The organism is Ensifer sp. 22521 (assembly GCF_052044795.1).
In the GTDB taxonomy this organism is placed as follows: Bacteria; Pseudomonadota; Alphaproteobacteria; order Rhizobiales; family Rhizobiaceae; genus Ensifer.
This window is the reverse complement of record NZ_JBQENM010000015.1, coordinates 134,063-154,253: the sequence shown is the minus strand read 5'-3', so window position 1 is coordinate 154,253 and position 20,191 is coordinate 134,063. Positions and strand designations below refer to the sequence as shown.

Sequence of the window (20,191 nt, the reverse complement as noted above, 5' to 3'; positions counted from 1 at the left end):
AAGCGGATGGCGCCGGGCGAACAACGCTGGTCCGCCGTGTCTGCCGCCGGCATCGGTCAGGCCGGTTTCACGGCACAGGAAACCGATCGCAACGGCTTTGCCGCCGTGGTCGATCGTTTCCTCGCGCAGTTTCCGCTGCGCCCCGAATGGGCTGAAGGGCAGCTCGACTACATTCTCGGCGATGCGGAGCAAAAGCCCGAACAGGGCGAGCTCGTCTACGCTCTGGCCACGGCGCGCACCGGCACGCTCGTTGGCGCGTTCGCCTATTACGCCAAGGCAGGCGCGATCGGACGGGTGCTGCAGGTTTTGGCGCTGCCGGGCCAGGCTGGCCCGGTCATCGACTGTCTTGTCGATCATGCCGCCAAGCGTGGGCTCCCGGGCCTACGGGGACGGACACAGCCGGTACTTATGGAAGCCATGCTCGGACGTCGGATTGCCTTCGTCCATGTTTACTCAACAGTGCTCCACTCCCGTGACCCGGCAATCGTCCAGGCCTGCCGGGACGGGCAAGGCTTCTTCAACGGCATTGCCGGAGAACACTGGTGCCGGCTGATCGCCGGGACCTTCGGTTAATCTTGCTCAGTGATCGGACGATTCATACGCTCCCTTTTTGCAGATAGCGATGATCGCCATGAAAGACACGTGCTGCGGGTGCCGAGTCCACGGCAACCCAACGTCACTGGCTTAATTCCATGAAGAGGTATAAATTGACCGGCCGGTCGTCGCCCCAGAGCCAACGACCGGGAATGACTGCATGGGAGACCGAGCGATCGATGACTGTCTCCCTCAAGAAGGCCCGCGGGGCGAAGCCAATATCAGCGATACCTCCGCGTGAAAGTGAAAGCGTCAACTGGAAGATGGGCCGGAAACCGCGGCCGCCAGGGAGGGTTTCAATGCAGTGGGCAGTCAATGATCTCAATGGCCAATGGAATGCAACCGAGCTTGAAATGCTCCAGCGCACATTCGACCGGGTCTGCCTGTGGCAGAACATCCCTGCGAACAGTCTGCGTGCAGGGCGCCTGGTTCGGTATTTGACAGATCAGCTTCGCGGCGGCATCTGCGACGAGGGTACCCTGTTTGAAAACGCCATGTTGCTGGAGCGATCGCGTTCGGAGGCGACGTCCTTTCCCCGACGCGGCGCGCCGATGCGTGTGCTCAACTAGCTCCGCCCGATAGATAGATCCGCGAGACCTGCAATGTTGATCCCTTTTGAGGGCAAAGCGTTTCCGCGGCCATCGGGACGCTACAGAAATGGCTGTTGTCGCGATCAACGGCGTGTCGACTTTCCGGGCTATGATCCGGCCGGCTGCGGTATCTCGATGGGCGGGAACAAATCCGGCGCCAGTCGATTGAATGGTCATGAAAAACATGACCCTGTCGACAGTACTGTTGATGCTGTTTCCCGCCGCTATGGCTCTGGCCCAACCGCTTCAGCCCGATGCGATCAACAACGCTTCGATCGCGCCCACTTCGTTGAAGCCGAAGACTGGAGCCTCGGACGAACCCGACCCCGCCATCGTTCGGCTTCAAGTTCTCCTGGATCGCGCGGGTGCATCGCCTGGCGTGATCGACGGCTACGACGGTGAGAACGTCCGCAAGGCGATTGCCGCCTTCGAAACCATGCAGGATCTGCCTGCAGACGGCAAACTGGACCCGGATGTCATTGAACGAATTTCGGACCGGACGCCGACGGTACAGCCCTATGTCATCTCCGAAGAGGACACCAAAGGGCTCGTCGCCACTATACCCAAAGACTACTCCGAACAGGCGAAAATGGATCAGCTCGGATATACGAGCGTCGCCGAGAAGCTGGCCGAGCGCTTTCACATGGACATCGATCTCTTCAAGGCGCTCAATGCGGCCTCGATGTTTTCGGTCGGCGATACCGTGTCCGTTATGGTCCCCGGAGCCCCAAGGCAGGGGACAGTCAAACGCATCGAAGTGCACCGACGCTTGGGCCAGGTCATAGCCTTTGCAGGCGACGGAACGGTGATCGCCGCCTACCCAGCAACGATCGGCAGCCGAGAGGCCCCGTCGCCTTCCGGCACGCATAAGGTCAAGGGGGTCGCTCGCACGCCTCCCTATGTCTACAATCCGAAGATCAATTTTCAGCAGGGCGACAACCGGAAGATACTGACCTTGCCCGGCGGTCCGAACGGCCCTGTCGGCAGCGTCTGGATCGACCTGTCGAAGCCGACCTACGGAATCCACGGCACGCCGGAACCATCAATGATCGACAAGTCCGGATCGCACGGATGCGTTCGCTTGACGAACTGGGATGCGGAAGAATTGGCAGGGATGGTCAAACCCGGCGTCATCGTTGAGTTTGTCGACTGAGCCTCGTCAACGCTGCGAAGGACTGAAACGACGTCGCGAATGAGAAAGTGAAGCCCCGCAAAACGAGCGGTCGAGCCGTGGTACTCCGAGCCTGTATCGAGCAATCATCGTATGCGCGTCTGAACGCGCACGATGTTCATCTGAAGCTCATGACTCGTCGCGTATCTGCCCAGCACCTTGATCAGGCGCTGCTCTTCGGTCTTGTGAATGCCGGTGCGCCGGCAATAATCGGCGACATCCCAGATACGCCTGGCCTGGGGGTTGTCGACTGTTCGGATATCCGCGTGTTTCATCCTGCACCTCCCCTTGCGAGCGCATAACGTTGGCAGGCCGCTTTGGTTCCGCGCGAGCCGCTGAAAGCCAACGCGCGGACGGCAATTGTCGCCTTCAAGGGAACGTAGTTTCCGCCCGCTGGTTTGGGGCGCGAAATACCACCCAAAACAGGAGGCAGATGCGATGTTCAACAAGCTTCTAATTGCAGCCGTCATGGCCGCTTCTTTCACCGGCGCCGCCATGGCCCAGGCCGATATGACCTGCGATGAGGCCGGCATGACAAAGCTGGAAACGGACGTGGGCTCCATCACCGACGCCACCAAGAAGGACATGGCAACGAAGGAACTGGCCATGGCCAAGGAAGCAATGGCGGCGAAAGATACGGCAAAATGCAAGACCCACATGGAGAATGCCATGAAGGGCAAGGACGCCATGTGATTTCAGGTTGCGGCGGCTCGGGTGTTTCGCCACTTTCCGCGTGGCGTGACACCCAGGCCGGCGCCCAGTAAAAAAGCGGGGTCTTCGCGGGCTTTGACTTAATCGATCTTCTGCAGAATGCGGCGGGCGCGTTCGATGATCGGTGCATCGACCATCCGGTCGCCGACAAGGAAGGCACCCCTGCCATCGGCGGTCGCACCTGCCGCGGCATCGAGCACGGCGCGCGCCCAGGCGACCTTTTCTTCGCTGGGTGAGAATGCCGCATTCATGATCGGCACGGCCGAGGGATGAATACAGGTTGCACCGTCGAAGCCATGGTGGCTTGCTTCGCGGGCAGCAGCCTCAAGGGCATCGCGCTGCTGATAGTCGGCAACGGTCGTCAGAGTGCCGAAGGACAGCTTGCCCTCGGCCTTCGCTGCGAAATGCACGAGCAACTTCGGCAGACGCAACACCTCGGGGAGTGGTTCGGCCCCCATGCTCGTGGCAATATCCTCTCCACCGGCCACGAGGCCCAATACGCGCTGGCAGGCGGCAATTGGTCTTGCGTCCAGCACCGCGCCGGCATCCTCCAACAGCGCGACGAAAACGAGCGGCTCGCGCCCGAGCTCACGTTCGATCGGTGCCAGATGTTCTGCAAGAACGCCCACCTGCTCGGGCGAACGGGCCTTGGCGATGAAAAGACCGAAAGTGCCTGCGCGGCAAGCGGCCTCGGCATCCGCCTTCTGCAGTCCCGGTTCGGCATTGATCCGCACGAAGGTCTTGGCGCCGCTTCGCCCGACCATGGGGACTGACTGCGCAAGTCCAGCACGTGCCGCCTGCTTTTCGCCGTCGGCGACGGAATCCTCGAGATCGAGGACGATGGCATCAGCGCCACGTTCATGCGCCTTAGCGATGAAGCGTTCGGACGAGGCAGGCACGTAGAGAAGAGATCGCAGTCTCATGCCGCCCTGCCTTTTAGAATGAGGTCGATTGCGCTTGCATCCAACCCTGCTTCGGTGAGGACCTCAGCCGTGTGTTCCCCAAGCGTTGGCGCCGGTCTCCGCCAGACACCCGGCGTCTCCGAAAGCCGTGGCACGATGTTGTGCATCGGCAGGCTACCGAACTCCGCGTCCTCCACGTCGACGATGATTTCACGCTCGGTAAAATGCGGGTCGGAAACGGCATCTGCGATGTTGTAGATCGGCCCAACCGTCGCGCCGGCGTCGCGCATGATCTTCAGCGCTTCGTCGTGGTCGTGCCGGGCAAACCAGCCGCCGACGGCCTCATCGACCAGATCCCGGTTCTTGACGCGCTCCGAATTCGTTGCAAAGCGCGGATCGTCGTTCATGTCGGCACGGCCGATGATCTCGAAAATCCGCCTTGCGACCTGGGGTGTCGAACCGGACAGCGCCACGTATTTACGGTCGCGGCACCGGTAGACGTTGCGCGGCGCGGCTGTGTTGGAGGCGCTGCCCACGCGCTCCTTGATCTTGCCAGTCGTCTGGTATATCGCCGCTTCAGGTCCGAGCACCGAGAACATCGGCTCCAGCAGCGAGAGGTCGATCACCTGCCCCTTTGCGTAGCCGCGATCACGCGCGAGCAGCGCCGTCACGGTGGCCGAACTTCCGTAGACACCGGCGATCATGTCGGCGAGCGCCAGCGGCGGCAGCACCGGTTCGCGATCGGGAAAGCCGGTTCGGTAGGCAAATCCGCTCATGCCTTCGACGATCGTGCCGAAGCCCGGGAACTGCGCATAGGGGCCGGTCTGTCCAAAACCAGAGATCCGCACGATGATCAGGTTGGGGTTGCGGGCATGCAGCGCTTCCGGCGAAAGGCCCATGCGCTCCAGCGTCCCCGGCCGAAAATTCTCGATGAAGACGTCCGCCGTTTCGATCAGCGCCCAGAGCGCCGCCATGGCCGCCTCCTGCCGAAGGTTGAGCACGACGGAGCGCTTGTTGCGGCTATAGGTCTTCCAGTAGAGCGAGTGGCCGTCGTCCTTCCAGTCCCGCAGTGGATCGCCGGCCGGCGGCTCGATCTTGATGACGTCTGCACCGGCATCGGCCAGCTGCAGCGACAGCATGTTGCCGGCGACGAGGCGTGAGAGATCCAGAACCCTTGTGCCGACAAGCGGCCCCGTGGCAGCGGGATCGAACTGTCGCTTGGCAAACCCGCTCATCGAATGCGCTCCCCGGTTTCCTTGTCGAAGAGCAGAACCTTGTCGACGTCGATCGTAAGCGTCACATCCTGGCCGGCCGAAAGCAGCTTGCCGCCATGGACGACGACGGAAATATCCTGGCCGCCCATATCGACGACGATTTCCTGATCTTCGCCGGTCGGTTCGACCAGGCTGATGCGGCCCGGCACACCCGTTGTTCCAAGCGTGATATGTTGCGGGCGGATGCCGCAGACGACGCGCGTACCCGGCTGCACCTGTCTTCCAAGCGGCAAGGACACCCCGCCGCGGGTCAATGCCGTTTCGCCGTCAGCGATCGCCTCGATGAGGTTGATCTCCGGCGAACCGATGAAGCCGGCAACGAAGAGATTGGCGGGATCGTTGTAGAGTTCGAGCGGCGCGCCCGCCTGCTCGATCTTTCCGCCGTTCATCACCACAATCTTGTCGGCCATGGTCATGGCCTCGGTCTGGTCGTGGGTGACGTAGACCATCGTCCGGCGCAGCCGCTGGTGCAGCTTCTTGATCTCGCCGCGCATCTTCACGCGCAGCTTGGCGTCGAGGTTCGAGAGCGGTTCGTCGAAAAGGAAGGCGCGCGGGTCGCGCACGATGGCGCGGCCCATGGCGACACGCTGGCGCTGGCCGCCGGAGAGTTCCCGCGGCAAGCGGTCGAGCAACTTTTCCAAGCCGAGGATTTCGGCGGCCTCGGTCACGCGCTTGTGGATCTCCGCCTTCGGCGCGCCGGCAAGCTTCAGCGCGAAGCTCATGTTTTCCGCGACCTTCATGTGCGGATAGAGCGCGTAGGACTGGAAGACCATGGCGATGTCACGCTCCTTCGCCGGCATGTCGTTGACGATCTTGCCACCTATGGTGATTTCGCCGGCTGAAATATCCTCCAGCCCGGCGATCATGCGCAACAGCGTAGACTTGCCGCAGCCCGAAGGACCAACGAGGACGACGAATTCGCCATCGCCCATCTCCAGCGAGATGTCGTTGAGCACGGCGACACTGCCATAGCTCTTGCCGACACTTCTGAGCTCTATCTCGGACATGTTTCCTCCCTTCCTTTCCTCGTCGCGCGACTAGCGCTCGGATACCTCGAGCCGGCCAATCGACATGCGTCCAGCCGAGGCCATGCGTAGACCCGCCATGCCGTAGCGGAGCGTCGCATCGTCCGCTTGGAGCACTCGCTCGCCATCGACGGAAAGGGTCAGCTTGCCACCTTCGACCGTGAGATCGACCGCGTAGCTTCGGCCGTATTCGATACGGAACGGGCTGCGGGCGAGGATCGTGGTGCCGTGATTTTCCAGAAGGATCACGGCCTCGCCATGCTCAAAACCGGCGGCATAGAAACGGCTTGTTCCTTGAGCGCGTGCCACCACCAGATGCGAGGCACCGGAGAGCGGCTGCAGCTCCGCTATGACACTGACGTCCCGCAGGTAGGCATTGCCGGTCCAGGCGTCCGCATCGGTGGCCGTATGCGCATGGATGCGGCCCTGCTGCAGACTCCAGTGCCCGCGGTTCCAAGTGAAGCGGGTGATGCCACCCCATTCGTGCACTTCTTTCGCCGGGTCGATCACGGCGCGGCCCTTGCCGGACACGGTGAAGTCCGCCAGGAACAGCCGGCCGAGGAACTTCAAACGACCGAAATACTCGACCAGGATACCGATCTCATCGACCGCCTCGCCATTGCCATCAGGGATGGTGAATTCGTAGTCCTGCCAGCCGCTGGCCGAGGGCACGTGCCAGGCGCCTGTTTCCTGGATGGTGTCGGTCATGGCGCGACGGACGTAGGGCGCTACGCGCAGGTTGCCGTCGCCATTCCACGGGTCGAGCCAGAGCTTGAACTTCACCGTCTGGCCGTCATCGGCAAGCGGCGTGAACATCGGACGGTAGCGCTCGTCGTCGAAGTCGGAGCGGCGATAGAAGGGCTTCCAGAATATCCGCCCACCCTGCCCGCGTTCCAGCCGGTCGAGCAGGATTTCCAGCGATCCCTTGGCATTCTCGGTATGGCGCTCCGCCGATGCCTTGACGGAGATCTGGTTGAACGGCTCCGTGCGGAAGCCATGGGTCGCGCCGGGAGCGTCGAAATCGAAGCGCACGCCGCGACGTTCGAAATCTTCGCCCCAGAGCGCCGGGGCCTCTCGCCCCTGCAGGCGGAGCGCGAGCACGGTCAGCTCGCGGGCAAAAGAGGGAATATCAACGACGTTGATCGTGCCGGTAACGCCCGAGGCTACGACGAAATCGTTGATCGGCTTGCGGTATTTGTCCCAGCCCGGCTGAACCTGCTGCAGGGTGCCGACGATCGCGCCGGCGTTGCCGGCGTTGCAGTCCGTATCCCAGCCGGCCATCGTCGCGATCTCGACCGTGCGCGGCAGGTCGCCCTGACCATAGATCAGCGCCATGACGAGAACGCCGGCGTTCGGAATGATGTGGCAGACGCCGGGATAGCGGTCATAGCCCCATTCCGCAGTCAGCATGTCGCGGCAAGCGCGCCAGTCATTCGGGTTGCTGTCGTGGAAACGAAGCACCGCGCGAGAGACCCTGGCGTAGATGGAATCGGCCGGGATCGTCGCGAGGCCCGTCTCGATGACTTCCTCGATGCTTTTTGCAACGAAGGCATGGGCGATCGCCGCGGCGCAGAAACGCGCGCCGTTCAATCCCTCGCCGTCGTGGGCGACACTCGCGGCACGCGCGGACGCTTCGGCCGCCGTCTTAGGATCGGCCGGATGCACCCAGCCCCAGCTGTCGATGAAGATCTGGCCGCCGATCTGCTCGGCAACCGTGGTGCCGTTCTGGGCGATCGAGCCGGACTGCGGCGCCGGGATACCGGCCCGAAGGTTCTGGTAGGCGGTATGCTCGGTCGAATTGCCGAAGCCGCCCCACCAGTACATGCCATGTTCCTCGGCCGCATAGTTCAGCCAGGTCTTGCCGACCTCTTCGGCGGTTGCGCCGAGGCCGTAGTCGCGCAGCGCCCGGATGAAATAGACCGGGCCGTTGGTGTCGTCGTCCGCTGCGAAATTCTTGAAGTCGCGCAGATATTCCGTCACCTCGCCATAGGTGTCCCGGATGCGTTCATAGCTCCAGATGGTCGGTTCGACAGGCGCGCCGAGGCGCACGCCGATCGCCTTGCCGATGAAGCCGGAATAGATGCGCTCGAAGATTTCTGTGGTGCTGAGCATCGGATACTTTCAAAGACTAGAGGCTGGAAACCTGGGTGAGCTCGCGGGCGGCAAAGAGCCGTGCGCGTGCCTGCGCCCGCGCCGTTTCGCGTTTGTGATCGGCCGCCTGGATCACGGTCACCGCATCGGTAAAAAGGTCGGCGGAGCGGAAGAGATCGAGCCTGTTGACGCGGTCGAGTTGGGAGGCCATCGCCGGGTCGATGATCGTTTCGCCGTGCATCGCGCCGAGGATCGCACCGGCCATGACGCCGATCGAATCTGTGTCGCGGCCGGAATTGATGCCGTCGATGATCGTCTTGTAGAAATCCCCGTCATTGACGACGGCAAAGCCGAGCGCCAGCGGCAATTCCTCGATTGCGTGGAGGCGTGACGGCTGGTAGGCGTCGGTGGCAATGCCGGCCTTCTGCGGCGTATGCTGGACGTTGTCGCCCATCGGCGAATAGCGGGCGATGATACGGTGGAACTCGCCGACGACCGTCTGATGGTCCGCGCCCCTCAGTGCGCGCGCAGCTTCCACGATATCGGCAATCGCATTGCGCGTACCGTCTTTGGCAACGGCAAGGGCTTCTTCGATGACGGCGTCAAGCGTGGTGCCCGGCACGAAAGCGGCGGCAACGGCTGCCGAAAGCACGCCGGCAGCCTCGAGGCCGAAACTCTGCTGGTGGCCGGAGGCAAAGGCGATCGCCTCGTCATAGGCTGCCTTTGGATCGCAGGCGTTCGCCACGCCGATCGGCGCGATGTACATGGCCGCGCCGCAGTTCACCATGTTGCCGATCCCGCCCTGTCGCGGATCGCAGCCGGAAAGCTGATGGCGCTGGAAGATCCATTTTTCCGGATAGAACAGACGCTCGATCAGCATCGTCTCGCGCTGCAGCTCCGGCACCCAGCGCGGCGTCCAGGCGATCTCCCGCACCATGCCGGAGGCCATATCCCAGGCATCGAGGTGACGCTTGACGTCGTCGTAGATCGACATGACGCAGAGCGTCATCAGCGTGTCGTCGGTAACGATGCCGCCACCGCGGACACGGCCGTTGCGGGCCGCTTCGCTCTGCTTCATCCGGTGCCACTCGGTGTCGAGCGACGTCACCCGGCCATAGCGCCCGCGAATTTCTGCGGCAGAGAGTTTTTCGACCGGCGCCCCGATGGCGTCGCCGTAAGCGACGCCAAAAAGAAGCGCCCGGACCCTTCCCTTGAGGGAGAGCCCTGCAGCATCATTTGTCATTGAGAACCGTCCTTGCATATTCGGTCATTTTCTCGCCGCCGGCAGCGTTCCATTCGGAAACGAACTGGTCCCATTGGTCCATCTTGGCTTCGCCGGAGACGAATTTGTACACCCAGGCCCGGTAGACGTTTTCGGTCGCATCGATGTCGGTGGCGTATTCGGCAGGCCAGACGAAGGCATTGTCCGGCTTGAAGTCGGCTGAAATCGTCTTCAGCGATTGCTGCGCGGCCTCGCTCAGCCATTGCACCGGTGGCTGCCAGTTGGCGGCGACGAGGAAGCGGGCATACCAGGTGGCGAGCTTGTCGGTCGGTTTGATGGTCTCGCCGTCCTTGGTGTACTGCTCGCCTTCAAACCCAAGGCGTTCGATCGCCTGGCCCTCGGGGCTGGCGATGAAATCGAGCAGCTTGACCACCTCTTCCTTGTGCTGCGAAGTCGTCGCGATGGCGAGGCCGCGGGATTCCTTGGAAACGTCGAGTGCCATCAGGCCCTGGCCGGCCGGCCCCTTCGGCGGAGACAGCAGGCTCAGCGTCACGTCAGGATGCGCCTGGCGCATCTTGCCGCCATAGATGTCGATGACCTCTGCGGAAGAGCCGAAGATCACGCCGGCCCGGCCGGAATAGAACTTGTCTTCCTTCACGTCCCACTTGGTGGTGATGAACTCCGGGTCATAGAGGCCCTGCTCGCGAAGCGAGGCATAGAAGGCGATCTTCGCCTTTTCCGCTGCCGAGACGCGGGCATGGATCCATTCGCCCGCATCGTTCTTCAGCCAAGTGCCGGTGACGCCGAAGGCCTGGTTGAAGATCGCATCGAGCTCCTGGGTGTTGTCGGCAGTGGTAACGCCGTAGCTGTCGGCCTTGCTGTTGCCGTCGAGATCGCCGTCCTTGATCGCCTTAAAGAGGGTGACGTAATCGTCTGTCGTCTTCGGCGCCGCGACGCCCGACTTCTCGAGCCAATCCGTGCGAATGACCGGCTGCGGTATGCGCGGCGGATAGACATAGAGCAGATAGGGATAGTTCTTCAGCCGCTCGACATTGTGCGGAAAAAGCGCGTCCTTGAGATGGGTCGTCTTCGGCAGCCAGTTGTTCCAGTCTTCGAGCACGCCCTGTTCGGCCATCTTGGCGTCGCCGCCCTGGAAATAGATGAGATCCGGGATATCACCTGACAGAAGCATGGCGCTCAGCTTGTCGGCGTAACCCGAGGACGGCAGGTCGATGACCTGAATATGGATGTCGGTGCCCTTCGCCTTTAGCGCCTCCTCGTAGGCCTTCATGAGCTTGACGTCGTCAGGATTGCTCGTCGTGAGGTCCTTCGAGACGACGCGGATCGTTACTGGGTCGGCGAAGGCGGGCATCGCGACGCTCGCCATCAGTGCCACGGCGGTCGTTGCGCTAAGGATCAGTCTTCCAAGCATGTTTGTTCCTCCCAATATGCTTTGGCCATTTATGTTCGGTTCGACATCGTCAGCCCTTCAGCGCACCGCTCATGGTGCCCTTGGTGAAGAACTTCAGGATGAGCGGGTAGATCGCGAGGATCGGCGCGATGGTGAGCAGGATCATGCCGGCCTTCAGCGCACGGATGTTGATTTGGCTCGCACCCGTGTAAGTGTTGCTTTCGACCACCCCGACCATGGCGAGCTTGTCGCCCTCGACCACGAACTGGCGCAGGACGACCTGCAGCGGCCACTTCGACTGGTCGTTGAGGTAGATCATCGCCCGGAAGAACTCGTTCCAGTGGAAGACGAAATAGAAGAGCGCGATGGTTGCGAGCGCCGATTTGGCGAGCGGCAGCGCCACGTACCAGAAGATCTGGAACGGATTGGCGCCGTCGAGCTCGGAGGCCTCGATCAGTTCCTTCGGCACCTCCTCGAAGAAGCGCACCAGGATGATCAGGTACCAGGCGTTGACCACCTTGAAGAGGATCAGCGACCAATAACTGTCGAGCAGGCCGAGGCGTTTGTTGATGAAGTAGTCCGGGATGATGCCGGGCTCGAAGACGATCGTGACCAGCACGAAGACGAAGATGATGCGCCGGCCGGGCAGACCGGGACGCGAAAGCGCCCAGGCCATCAGCGCCGTCAGCACGACACCAAGAACCGTGCTGACGAGCGTGATGAAGATCGAGTTGAGGAGGCCCCGCTGAACGGCGGAATTGTTGATCAGCAGATCCCAGACCTCGGTCGAAAACCCATTGGGGATGACCGTCAAGCCACTCATCCCTGCGACCTTGCCCGGGTCGGAGAACGAAATGGCGAGCAGGTTGAGGAGCGGCTGGACCGTCAGGACGACAAGGAACAAGAGCGTCGAAACGATGATCGCATATTCGAGCCGCTCAAGCGGTGTTCTGCGGACGTTGTGGGCGGCCATCACCATACCCCCTTGCCGGTAAGACGTTTGGAAAGAAGGTGCGCTGCGACGATCATCAGCATGCCGAGCACGGCCTTGAAGAGGCCGGCCGCTGTCGCCAGCGAGTATTCGCCGGTCTGCAGGCCGATGCGGTAGACATAGGTGTCGATGATATCGATCTTGCTGCGCACGACGTCGTTGGAGAAGTTGATCACCTGGTTGAGGTCGGCGTTCAGGAACATGCCGGCGTTCAGGATGAAGAGCGTCGCGATCGTCGGCACGATGCCGGGAATGGTAACGTAGCGGATCTTTTGCCAGCGGTTCGCCCCATCGATCTCGGCCGCGTCGTAGAGCTCCTGGTCGATGGCGATGATGGCAGCGAGATAGAGCAAGCTATCCCAGCCGGCCGACCGCCAAATCTCCGAGAAGACCAGCACCCAGCGGATCGAGCCGGTGTCGGTCATGAAGGAGACCGGCTGCATGCCGAAGAAACCAATGATGTCATTGACCGCGCCGTCGCTCGGCGAGAGCACTGCGATGAACACGCCGGCGATGACCACCCAGGAGAGGAAGTGCGGCAGGTAGATTGCCGACTGGATGAATTTACGGAAGGCGCCTCCCCGGATCTCGTTGAGCAAGAGCGCGGTGATGATCGGGACCGGGAAGAAGAAGACAATCTTCATCGTTGACAGGATCAGCGTGTTCGCCAGCACCTGCCAGAAGATCGGAGACGAGAACAGCGTCTGGAAATGCTTGATACCGACCCAGATGTTCGGCGGGATGATACGCAGCTGCTCGAAAGCGATCTTGGCTTCCCAGATCGGAAAATAGTGAAAGATCACGAAGAAGATCAGGCCAGGAGCCATCATCAGGTAATAAGGCCACCATTGCCGAACGCTTTTGGCGAGGCTCCGGTGGCGAGCTTTGGGAACGTTCCCATTTCGTGGCATAGTCGCGTTCATCGCAAGTTCGTTGCTTACCGCCATTGCTTACCTCCCTGCCGCAACACGCACGGGTGCCGAGGCTGAAACGTCGGCAAGCGAGCCGCGCTCCACCAATCGGCACGGCAGATAAATCCGCTCGCGCTGGCGCCCACCAGCAATCTGATCGATCAGGCATTCGACCGCACGAATGCCGATCTGCCGGCCGGGCTTTTCGATGGTCGTCAGGCCCGGCCAGGAAAAGGCCCCTGCCGGAATGCCGTCGAAGCCCAGGATCGAGATGTCCTCAGGGCATCTCAGCCCCGCCTCGCGAACGGCTATCATGGCCCCAAGCGCCATCAGGTCGTTGGCGACGAACACGGCGCGGTTTCCTCTCCACTGCTTCGCAAGCAGGCGGGCCATCGCGCTGCGACCGCCCTCGACCGTATAGTCGGACTCTTCGACCATCAGGACTTCGGGATCGACATCGCGGGCGATGCAGTGCTCGTGGACCGAGCGCAGGAAGCGGGCGCGCGCGAGACGAGACCTCGGCCCGAGCATCAAGGCCGGCGCCGGGTGTCCGCGCTCGACAAGAATATCCATGCCGAGCCGCACCGCCTGAGCGATGTCGGATCCGACGCTCAACGTATCGGGGAAACGCTCGGCGCTGGAGCCGATGAAGATGAAAGGCATGCCAAAACGGTCGAGGTCGTCGAAATTATCCGCAACGGGATTGATGATCGCCCCGTCAACACGCGCCCGGCGCAGGGCGCGCAGGTGGGTCGCCTCCTTGTGCGCATCCCAATCCGACGAGAAGATCAGAAGCGAAATGTCATCCTTCGCCGCCCGATCCTGCGCTCCGCGGGCAACTTCGGCCCAGAACGGGTTGGTGATATCAGGAATGACGATGCCGAGCAGGCCGCTGCGACCCGAACGCATTCCGACGGCAAGCTGATTGGGCTCGTAACCGGTGGCAGCAACCGCCTTCAATACGCGGTCGCGCGCTTCCTCGGAAATGTTGGCGGAGCCGGCGAGAACACGCGCGACGGTGCTCTTCGAAACGCCTGCGCGTTTGGCAACGTCGATAATGGTCGCCCTTCGACCCGTCGTGTTGTTCATGAAGCTTCCTCCCAAAGCTCAAGCAATGCCTCTCAAGGCATCGCCTGATCTCTGTGGGAACGTTACCATGACGAAAGATACTTTGGCAATATGCAGGAGAAAATATCCCGATCTTTGCTACTAGACCGCCAACGACGGTGCGGAAATGTCGATCCTGGCTCGAAATTGCCATTCGTCCCTTCGCGCACTGTCAAAGCGGAAGTCGCGGCTGTGCCTTTGCAGCCTCTGACGGACATTGGGAATGCTCGATGCCCTTGATGTCCTGGCGGCGTCTTACGAACCATCGGCGAGATGTGGCGTGCTTTCGATCAGACATAGACGGGAGGCAAATCCCCTACGCCGCCGAACGCTAGGCTCGGCGGCGTCTCATGAGCGGCACGACAGCCTAGGCGGCCAGGTGCTCGAACAGCCGGGCGACGGCCTCGGCACCGGGGTCGACATGGCCCTCAAGCTGCTTTGCATTGATATAGGCCGCGCGACCGGCCTTGGCACGCGTCAAGGTGGAGGTGAAGTTCGCCCCCGTTCGTGCGGCAGCCGCTGCCGCGACCACGCTGTCGCCGAGCGCATCGAGCGCGGGAGACAGAGCATCGATCATCGTTCGGTCGCCGATCTTGGCGCCGCCGATCTCCTGCATGCGCGCAAGCCCGGTTCGAAGCGCCTCGCGCATCGGTAGACCGCTTGATGCTCCGTCGCCGGCGGCTGCGAAGAAAATGGCAAGCAGCACGCCGGAGGAACCGCCCATAGTCTGGCTTAGCTCCTGGCCGATCGCACGCAAAAGCTGGGTGTGATCGGATAATGGCAGCCGATCGATCGCGTTGATCAGGGCGCGAGCGGCTCCCGCCAGCGTCGAGCCCGTATCGCCATCGCCGGACTTCGCGTCGAGCGCATTGAGATCCTGCTCGGCGGCGATCAACACCTTGCAGCAGTCGATCAGGAATGCACGCGTTGCCCCATGGTCGGATGCCATCGGCGTGATCGGAGTCAAGCCATCCGGCAACGCGCTGACGGCGATCGGTCGGACCTCCGAGACACCCGGCCAGGCGGCGATCGCCACTGGTGCCTTCAAGAGCTCAAGTTCCGCCTGGTCTGCGGCAAAAACCGAGACCGAGAAGCCTTGCATGTCGAGCGATGTCATCAGCGGCGCTGGACCAATCGTGTGAGTGATCCTTTTGCCGAGAGGCAAATTGATGAGGTCGTGGGCGAGCACCGACATTTCGAGAACCGAGGTGCCGCCCAGATTGTTGATCAGCGCGACATGGGCGCCTTCCCCCATGACGGCTGCTAGACGCTCAGCCATGGTCGCCACCGCCGAGCGGGCGCCCGCAAAATCGATCTGTTCGACACCGGCCTCACCATGGATGCCGAGGCCGAGCTCCGCCTTGCCCAAAGGTATCCGCGCTTCCTTTGGCGAACCCGGTACCCGGCAGGTGTCCAGCGACATGCCGATGCTGCGCGTGCCCGCGATCACCCGTTTGGCCGCCGCCGTTACCGTCTCGAGGTCCGCCCCGCGTTCGGCGAGCGCGCCGGCGATCTTGTGCACGAACAGAGTGCCGGCAACGCCGCGCGCCTGCGGCAGGTCGGGTAGAGCGATGTCGTCGCCGACGATCACCATGCTGACCTTCAGCCCGAAGGCGCGGGCGCGCTCTGCCGCAAGACCGAAATTCAGCCGATCGCCGGTATAGTTCTTGACGACGAGCAGGCATCCGGCCGGACCGGTCACGGCGAGAATACCGGCAAGAACCGCGTCGACGCTCGGCGAAGCAAAGACATCGCCACAGACCGCAGCCGTCAGCATTCCCCGTCCGACGAAGCCGACATGAGCGGGCTCATGACCCGAGCCGCCGCCTGAGACGACCGCGACCTTCGATTTATCCCAGTCGCTGCGCAACACGACCCGGATGTGCGGATAGCCGTCAAGGCGGGTCAGCGCGCCGCCGGACAGGGCCAGAACACCGTCGATCGCTTCTGTCACGACATCTTCCCGCTTATTGATGAATTGCGCCATATCGAGCTCCTTAAGCCAAACGCATGCCTGCCGCATCGAAGTAGAGCGGCTTTAAAGGTTGAATCTTGATTGTTTCACCGCCACGGAGCGGCGTGTGGGCGTCCGTGACGGTGATGAGATCGTGTTTCCTGAAGGTCAGATGCAGACGCGTCTGGTCGCCCAAGTGCTCGACGCGCTTGACCAGAGCATCCTCCCCCGCACCCTGCTGGATGTGCTCCGGTCTTAGCCCGATGCTTGCCGCGCCTAAGGGGGCGCCGGCAAAAATGTCGGCCGGAAGCACATTGATCCGTGGCTGTCCCAGCCGCGTCGCCGCATAGACGCTGACGGGCTGCTCATACACCTCGCGCGGCGAGCCGAACTGAACGAGCTTGCCCTCATTCAGCACCCCGACATGGGTCGCCATCGTCATCGCCTCGATCTGGTCGTGAGTGACGTAGAGCAGCGTTGCGCCCGACCTTGCCTGGATGCGCTTGAGCTCGATGCGAAGATCGGCCCTGAGCTTGGCGTCGAGCGAACTCAACGGCTCGTCCATGAGGAATATCTGCGGGTCTCGGACAAGAGCACGACCGATGGAAACGCGCTGCATCTCTCCACCTGACAATGCCGTTGCCTTGTTGTCGAGCTTGTGCGTGATCTGGAGAACCTCGGCAACCTCCCTCACCTTCCGGTCGATCTCTTCCCTTGGCGTCTTCAGCAGCGGAGATTTCAGCGGGAACTCCAGATTCTGACGAACCGTGAGGTGTGGGTAGAGCGAGTATTGTTGAAAGACCATGGCTACGTTGCGTTCGGCAGGCGCCAGCCCTTTCACTGGTTCTCCGTCGATATAGACCTCGCCGCGATCGGGGGTGTCCAAGCCGGAGACCATTCTCAGTGTCGTCGTCTTTCCAGCACCGGTCGGCCCGAGCAGCACGACGAAAGAACCGTCCGGAACCGTCAGTGAGACATTATCGAGAGCAACCGTACCAGCAAACGTCTTCGTCACGTTTTCCAAGACGACTTCAGCCATGTCTCAGCACTCCTTGATTGCCGTCGGATAACAGCACCTTGCCGGATTCCGCATCGAAAACCGAAAGCGTTCTCGCATCGAATTCGAGGCCGATCTGCTCGCCTTCCTGAACCCGGTGGCCCGATGAAATGCGTGCCTTCAGGTGGCCGTGGCTCGTTGCGAGCGTCACGATCTGGGTGGTCCCGAGATATTCGACAGCGCTCACGCGGCCCCGATAGGCGCCGTCACTGACAAATTTCACATGTTCCGGCCGGACGCCAAGCGTCAGCCTTCCGGCGCGTCCTTCCCGCGAGGTCGGCACCTTGACCTCTATGCCGCCGAGATCGATAGCGCCGCCGCCCACGCCGATCATCCCCTCGAATTCCAGGAAGTTCATCGGAGGAGAACCAATGAACTGGGCTACGAATTTCGTGGCGGGCCAGTCGTAGATCTGCTGCGGCTTACCGAACTGTTCGACGACCCCATGGTTCATGACGACGATCTTGTCGCCCATTTGCATCGCTTCGAGTTGGTCATGGGTCACATAGACGGTGGTCGCACCCATGCGGTCGTGCAGTGCCCGCAGTTCCTCGGCCATGTGCTCACGGAACTCGGCATCGAGTGCGCCGAGGGGTTCGTCCATGAAGAAGGCCTTGGGGCGACGCACGATGGCACGCCCGAGCGCGACGCGCTGGCGGTCGCCGCCCGAAAGGCCGCCGACGGGCTTGTCGAGAATGGTCTCGATCTTGAGAATGCGGGCGACTTCGGCGACGCGTGACCTGACTTCCTCGCCGCGCAAGCCCTGGCTGACCAGCGGATAGGAGATGTTCTTGCGCACATTCATATGCGGATAGAGCGCAAACATCTGGAAGACGAAGGCGATGTCGCGCTTGCTGGCCGGCTTCATCCCGACCTCTTCACCATCAATGAAGATCTCGCCGCTCGTCGGCAGTTCCAGGCCTGCCATCATGCGCAAGGTCGTCGTCTTGCCGCAGCCGGAGGGCCCGAGCAGCATGAAAAACTCGCCATCCTCAATGGTGAAGCTCGAGGAGCGCACCGCGGTGAAGGCGCCGAACTCCTTGCGCACATTCTGAATTCTGATCTGCGCCATCGGCTTACTCCGGAAAATGGCTGACGATGATGAACATCACCGTACCCAGCAAGGTTATGACGAAGGACCAGGAATAGAGCGCGAGAGCGAAGGGCTGCATGAGCATGAAGACGCCCGCTGCGATCAGGGCCGATGCCAGCATTTCCCAGGCACCGCGGCGCAAGTGCAGCAATCCATTGAAAAATCGTGTCATTTGCGTACGGCTCCGAAAGTGATGCCGCGCAGTAGGTGTTTGCGCAGAAGAATGGTGAAGACCATGACCGGCACGAGGAACAGGGTCGCCCCGGCGGCAACAGCCGGCCAGTCCTGACCGCTGACGCCGATGATGGTTGGAATGAAGGGAGGCGCCGTCTGGGCGTTGCCCGATGTCAAAAGCACCGCGAAGGCGTATTCGTTCCAGGCAAAGATCAGGCAGAAGATCGCGGTTGAGGCGATGCCCGTCGCCGCCTGCGGCAACACCACCTTGTAGAAAGCCTGGAACCGGGTGTAGCCATCGATGAGCGCCGCCTCCTCATATTCGACAGGTATCTCGTCGATGAAGCCCTTCAGCAGCCAGACCGACAGCGACAGGTTGACCGCCGTGTAGAGCAGGATCATGCCCGCATGGGTGTCGTTCAAGCCCAATGACCGGAACATCAGGAAGATCGGGATGGCGACGGCGATCGGCGGCATCATGCGCGTCGATAGAATGAAGAACAGCAGATCATCCTTCAGCGGTACCTTGAAGCGCGAGAAGGCGTAGGCGGCGGCCGTGCCGAGCACGATGCAGAGCACGGTCGAGCCGAAGCCGATGATCACCGAATTGGTGAAGCGCTCGGCAAAGCGCGACGGACCGGAGATGACGAGGCCATCCTTGCGAACCAGCCGGTCATACCAGGTCTGCGGCTCGCCGACCGCCTTCAACTGCTCCTCGGTGAGCCGGGTGCGCGTCGTGAAGACGTTGACATAGCCTTCCACCGTCGGCGTAAAGAAGGTCTTGGGCGGATAGGCGATCGCGTCGGCCGGCGACTTGAAGCTCGTCGCGATGATCCAGACAAGCGGTAGGATCGTGATCAGCGCGTAGCCAACGACCAGGATCCCGGCGAACCACTTTTGCCGTTGCGACGGCTCGGTAACGGAATAGCTCATCGTTGTTTGACCTTGTTCAGGGCTTTGACGTAGATCGACGCCAGGCCGAAGACGGTGACGAAGAGGATGACGGCGTAGGCGGATGCGTAGCCGGTGCGCCACTTCTCGAAAGCTTCACGCTTCAGGTTGATCGAGGTGAGTTCGGTGATCGATCCCGGTCCACCGCCCGTCAGCTGCACGACGAGATCGAACATCTTGAAGTTCTCGATGCCGCGAAAGAGCACGGCGAGCATCAGGAACGGCAGTACGAGCGGAATGGTGATCGTCCAGAATTGCCGCCATTTGCTGGCGCGGTCGCATTCGGCGGCCTCATAGATGCTGCTCGGAATGGAGCGAAGGCCCGCAAGGCAGATCAGCATCACGAAGGGCGTCCACATCCAGGTGTCGACGATGATGATTGCCCAAGGGGCAAGCGACACATCGCCGATCATCGAGAAACTCGAGGGATCAGCCCCTGTCAGGAAACCGACTGCGTAGTTGAAGAGACCGATCTGCGGCTGGTAGAGGAAGGTCCAGAAATTGCCGACCACCGCCGGGCTCAGCATCATCGGCAGAACGATGATCGTGGTCCACAGATCGTTGCCGCGGAACTTCTTGTTGATCAGGTAGGCAAGGGAAAAGCCGATGAGCACCTGAAGGACGATGGTCCAGATCAGGAAATGGGCCGTCGCCTGCATGGTCAGCCAGATGTCCTTGTCGGACAGGATGCTCAGGTAGTTCTTGAGCCCGATGAACTGGACCTCGGCATTCGGCCTGTTGACGCGAAAATTCGTAAAGCTCAGTCGGACCGTCCAGATCAGCGGAAAGATATTGACCGCGAGAAGCAGGACGATGGACGGGGCAACGAACAGCCAGGCCAGCGACCGATCCGAGAGACCTCGGACCCGTTTGGCAAGGGCATGCGGTGTCGCTCCGGCGACCCGGTCCACTGTTGATTTCAGCATGGGTAGTTCCCTCATTTGACTGCCGCGCCGCGCGTC

19 protein-coding genes and 1 pseudogene are annotated in these 20,191 nt (G+C 61.7%); 4 read left to right on the top strand and 16 right to left on the bottom strand.

The window, feature by feature from the left end:
- From ACTJKE_RS22860 to ACTJKE_RS22850, 3 genes and pseudogenes are all read left to right on the top strand, one after another.
- Positions 1 to 573, top strand: a pseudogene (locus tag ACTJKE_RS22860) (hypothetical protein); the annotation flags it as partial.
- Positions 574 to 893: 320 nt separating this feature from the next.
- Entirely contained in the window at positions 894 to 1,163 is a 270-nt protein-coding gene (locus ACTJKE_RS22855) for a hypothetical protein (RefSeq protein ID WP_057249283.1), read from the top strand.
- A 190-nt stretch (positions 1,164 to 1,353) separates the two neighbouring features.
- Positions 1,354 to 2,337, top strand: coding sequence for a L,D-transpeptidase family protein (locus ACTJKE_RS22850; protein WP_113513888.1), 984 nt, complete (start codon positions 1,354 to 1,356; stop codon positions 2,335 to 2,337).
- A gap of 104 nt (positions 2,338 to 2,441) precedes the next feature.
- Here the strand turns inward: ACTJKE_RS22850 and ACTJKE_RS22845 are convergent, their stop codons facing one another.
- On the bottom strand, positions 2,442 to 2,630 hold the full coding sequence (locus ACTJKE_RS22845) for a hypothetical protein (RefSeq protein WP_440692539.1): 189 nt from the start codon (positions 2,628 to 2,630) through the stop codon (positions 2,442 to 2,444).
- A gap of 163 nt (positions 2,631 to 2,793) precedes the next feature.
- On the opposite strand from ACTJKE_RS22845, the gene ACTJKE_RS22840 reads away from it, so the two are divergent.
- Positions 2,794 to 3,048: a hypothetical protein gene (locus tag ACTJKE_RS22840; protein ID WP_058327511.1), complete on the top strand. Its 255-nt coding sequence runs from the start codon at positions 2,794 to 2,796 to the stop codon at positions 3,046 to 3,048.
- Between the two features lie 98 nt (positions 3,049 to 3,146).
- Here ACTJKE_RS22840 and ACTJKE_RS22835 read toward each other — a convergent pair whose 3' ends face one another.
- From ACTJKE_RS22835 to ACTJKE_RS22765, 15 genes are all read right to left on the bottom strand, one after another.
- Positions 3,147 to 3,989 carry an HpcH/HpaI aldolase/citrate lyase family protein gene (locus ACTJKE_RS22835; protein ID WP_058327512.1) on the bottom strand — a complete coding sequence of 281 codons (843 nt, stop codon included), beginning with the start codon at positions 3,987 to 3,989 and terminating at the stop codon, positions 3,147 to 3,149.
- Entirely contained in the window at positions 3,986 to 5,203 is a 1,218-nt protein-coding gene (locus tag ACTJKE_RS22830) for a CoA transferase (protein WP_113513892.1), read from the bottom strand. Before ACTJKE_RS22830 ends, ACTJKE_RS22835 begins: the two co-directional genes overlap by 4 nt.
- Positions 5,200 to 6,249: an ABC transporter ATP-binding protein gene (locus ACTJKE_RS22825; protein ID WP_058327514.1), complete on the bottom strand. Its 1,050-nt coding sequence runs from the start codon at positions 6,247 to 6,249 to the stop codon at positions 5,200 to 5,202. Before ACTJKE_RS22825 ends, ACTJKE_RS22830 begins: the two co-directional genes overlap by 4 nt.
- Positions 6,250 to 6,279: 30 nt before the next feature.
- Positions 6,280 to 8,379 (bottom strand): ADP-ribosylglycohydrolase family protein, encoded by a 2,100-nt coding sequence (locus ACTJKE_RS22820; protein WP_440692537.1) that lies wholly within the window; start codon positions 8,377 to 8,379, stop codon positions 6,280 to 6,282.
- A 16-nt stretch (positions 8,380 to 8,395) separates the two neighbouring features.
- Positions 8,396 to 9,601 carry an ADP-ribosylglycohydrolase family protein gene (locus ACTJKE_RS22815; RefSeq protein ID WP_440692535.1) on the bottom strand — a complete coding sequence of 402 codons (1,206 nt, stop codon included), beginning with the start codon at positions 9,599 to 9,601 and terminating at the stop codon, positions 8,396 to 8,398.
- Positions 9,591 to 11,012: an extracellular solute-binding protein gene (locus tag ACTJKE_RS22810; RefSeq protein WP_440692533.1), complete on the bottom strand. Its 1,422-nt coding sequence runs from the start codon at positions 11,010 to 11,012 to the stop codon at positions 9,591 to 9,593. Before ACTJKE_RS22810 ends, ACTJKE_RS22815 begins: the two co-directional genes overlap by 11 nt.
- Before the next feature lie 49 nt (positions 11,013 to 11,061).
- On the bottom strand, positions 11,062 to 11,964 hold the full coding sequence (locus tag ACTJKE_RS22805) for a carbohydrate ABC transporter permease (RefSeq protein WP_057249398.1): 903 nt from the start codon (positions 11,962 to 11,964) through the stop codon (positions 11,062 to 11,064).
- A complete protein-coding gene (locus tag ACTJKE_RS22800) occupies positions 11,964 to 12,812 on the bottom strand; it encodes an ABC transporter permease (protein WP_440692531.1) in 849 nt (282 codons plus the stop codon). The genes ACTJKE_RS22805 and ACTJKE_RS22800 overlap by 1 nt, the downstream gene beginning before the upstream one ends.
- Before the next feature lie 120 nt (positions 12,813 to 12,932).
- Positions 12,933 to 13,982 (bottom strand): LacI family DNA-binding transcriptional regulator, encoded by a 1,050-nt coding sequence (locus tag ACTJKE_RS22795; protein WP_113513902.1) that lies wholly within the window; start codon positions 13,980 to 13,982, stop codon positions 12,933 to 12,935.
- 385 nt (positions 13,983 to 14,367) lie between these two features.
- Complete coding sequence (locus ACTJKE_RS22790; protein ID WP_058327518.1) at positions 14,368 to 15,987, bottom strand: dihydroxyacetone kinase subunit DhaK; 1,620 nt, start codon at positions 15,985 to 15,987, stop codon at positions 14,368 to 14,370.
- Between the two features lie 10 nt (positions 15,988 to 15,997).
- Positions 15,998 to 16,993: an ABC transporter ATP-binding protein gene (locus ACTJKE_RS22785; protein WP_058327519.1), complete on the bottom strand. Its 996-nt coding sequence runs from the start codon at positions 16,991 to 16,993 to the stop codon at positions 15,998 to 16,000.
- Positions 16,986 to 18,083: an ABC transporter ATP-binding protein gene (locus ACTJKE_RS22780; RefSeq protein WP_440692529.1), complete on the bottom strand. Its 1,098-nt coding sequence runs from the start codon at positions 18,081 to 18,083 to the stop codon at positions 16,986 to 16,988. The genes ACTJKE_RS22785 and ACTJKE_RS22780 overlap by 8 nt, the downstream gene beginning before the upstream one ends.
- A gap of 4 nt (positions 18,084 to 18,087) precedes the next feature.
- On the bottom strand, positions 18,088 to 18,276 hold the full coding sequence (locus ACTJKE_RS22775; protein ID WP_057249296.1) for a hypothetical protein: 189 nt from the start codon (positions 18,274 to 18,276) through the stop codon (positions 18,088 to 18,090).
- On the bottom strand, positions 18,273 to 19,211 hold the full coding sequence (locus tag ACTJKE_RS22770) for a carbohydrate ABC transporter permease (protein WP_058327521.1): 939 nt from the start codon (positions 19,209 to 19,211) through the stop codon (positions 18,273 to 18,275). Before ACTJKE_RS22770 ends, ACTJKE_RS22775 begins: the two co-directional genes overlap by 4 nt.
- Positions 19,208 to 20,155, bottom strand: a complete 948-nt coding sequence (locus ACTJKE_RS22765) for a carbohydrate ABC transporter permease (RefSeq protein ID WP_057249298.1) — start codon at positions 20,153 to 20,155, stop codon at positions 19,208 to 19,210. The genes ACTJKE_RS22770 and ACTJKE_RS22765 overlap by 4 nt, the downstream gene beginning before the upstream one ends.
- Between the last annotated feature and the right edge of the window lie 36 nt (positions 20,156 to 20,191).

What these genes read in the sequence shown, in the direction of transcription:
- ACTJKE_RS22855 (WP_057249283.1), top strand. Translation starts at nt 894, where the DNA reads ATGCAGTGGGCAGTCAATGATCTCAATGGCCAATGGAATGCAACCGAG.
- ACTJKE_RS22850 (WP_113513888.1), top strand. Translation starts at nt 1,354, where the DNA reads ATGGTCATGAAAAACATGACCCTGTCGACAGTACTGTTGATGCTGTTT.
- ACTJKE_RS22845 (WP_440692539.1), bottom strand. Translation starts at nt 2,630, where the DNA reads ATGAAACACGCGGATATCCGAACAGTCGACAACCCCCAGGCCAGGCGT.
- ACTJKE_RS22840 (WP_058327511.1), top strand. Translation starts at nt 2,794, where the DNA reads ATGTTCAACAAGCTTCTAATTGCAGCCGTCATGGCCGCTTCTTTCACC.
- ACTJKE_RS22835 (WP_058327512.1), bottom strand. Translation starts at nt 3,989, where the DNA reads ATGAGACTGCGATCTCTTCTCTACGTGCCTGCCTCGTCCGAACGCTTC.
- ACTJKE_RS22830 (WP_113513892.1), bottom strand. Translation starts at nt 5,203, where the DNA reads ATGAGCGGGTTTGCCAAGCGACAGTTCGATCCCGCTGCCACGGGGCCG.
- ACTJKE_RS22825 (WP_058327514.1), bottom strand. Translation starts at nt 6,249, where the DNA reads ATGTCCGAGATAGAGCTCAGAAGTGTCGGCAAGAGCTATGGCAGTGTC.
- ACTJKE_RS22820 (WP_440692537.1), bottom strand. Translation starts at nt 8,379, where the DNA reads ATGCTCAGCACCACAGAAATCTTCGAGCGCATCTATTCCGGCTTCATC.
- ACTJKE_RS22815 (WP_440692535.1), bottom strand. Translation starts at nt 9,601, where the DNA reads ATGACAAATGATGCTGCAGGGCTCTCCCTCAAGGGAAGGGTCCGGGCG.
- ACTJKE_RS22810 (WP_440692533.1), bottom strand. Translation starts at nt 11,012, where the DNA reads ATGCTTGGAAGACTGATCCTTAGCGCAACGACCGCCGTGGCACTGATG.
- ACTJKE_RS22805 (WP_057249398.1), bottom strand. Translation starts at nt 11,964, where the DNA reads ATGGCCGCCCACAACGTCCGCAGAACACCGCTTGAGCGGCTCGAATAT.
- ACTJKE_RS22800 (WP_440692531.1), bottom strand. Translation starts at nt 12,812, where the DNA reads ATGATGGCTCCTGGCCTGATCTTCTTCGTGATCTTTCACTATTTTCCG.
- ACTJKE_RS22795 (WP_113513902.1), bottom strand. Translation starts at nt 13,982, where the DNA reads ATGAACAACACGACGGGTCGAAGGGCGACCATTATCGACGTTGCCAAA.
- ACTJKE_RS22790 (WP_058327518.1), bottom strand. Translation starts at nt 15,987, where the DNA reads ATGGCGCAATTCATCAATAAGCGGGAAGATGTCGTGACAGAAGCGATC.
- ACTJKE_RS22785 (WP_058327519.1), bottom strand. Translation starts at nt 16,993, where the DNA reads ATGGCTGAAGTCGTCTTGGAAAACGTGACGAAGACGTTTGCTGGTACG.
- ACTJKE_RS22780 (WP_440692529.1), bottom strand. Translation starts at nt 18,083, where the DNA reads ATGGCGCAGATCAGAATTCAGAATGTGCGCAAGGAGTTCGGCGCCTTC.
- ACTJKE_RS22775 (WP_057249296.1), bottom strand. Translation starts at nt 18,276, where the DNA reads ATGACACGATTTTTCAATGGATTGCTGCACTTGCGCCGCGGTGCCTGG.
- ACTJKE_RS22770 (WP_058327521.1), bottom strand. Translation starts at nt 19,211, where the DNA reads ATGAGCTATTCCGTTACCGAGCCGTCGCAACGGCAAAAGTGGTTCGCC.
- ACTJKE_RS22765 (WP_057249298.1), bottom strand. Translation starts at nt 20,155, where the DNA reads ATGCTGAAATCAACAGTGGACCGGGTCGCCGGAGCGACACCGCATGCC.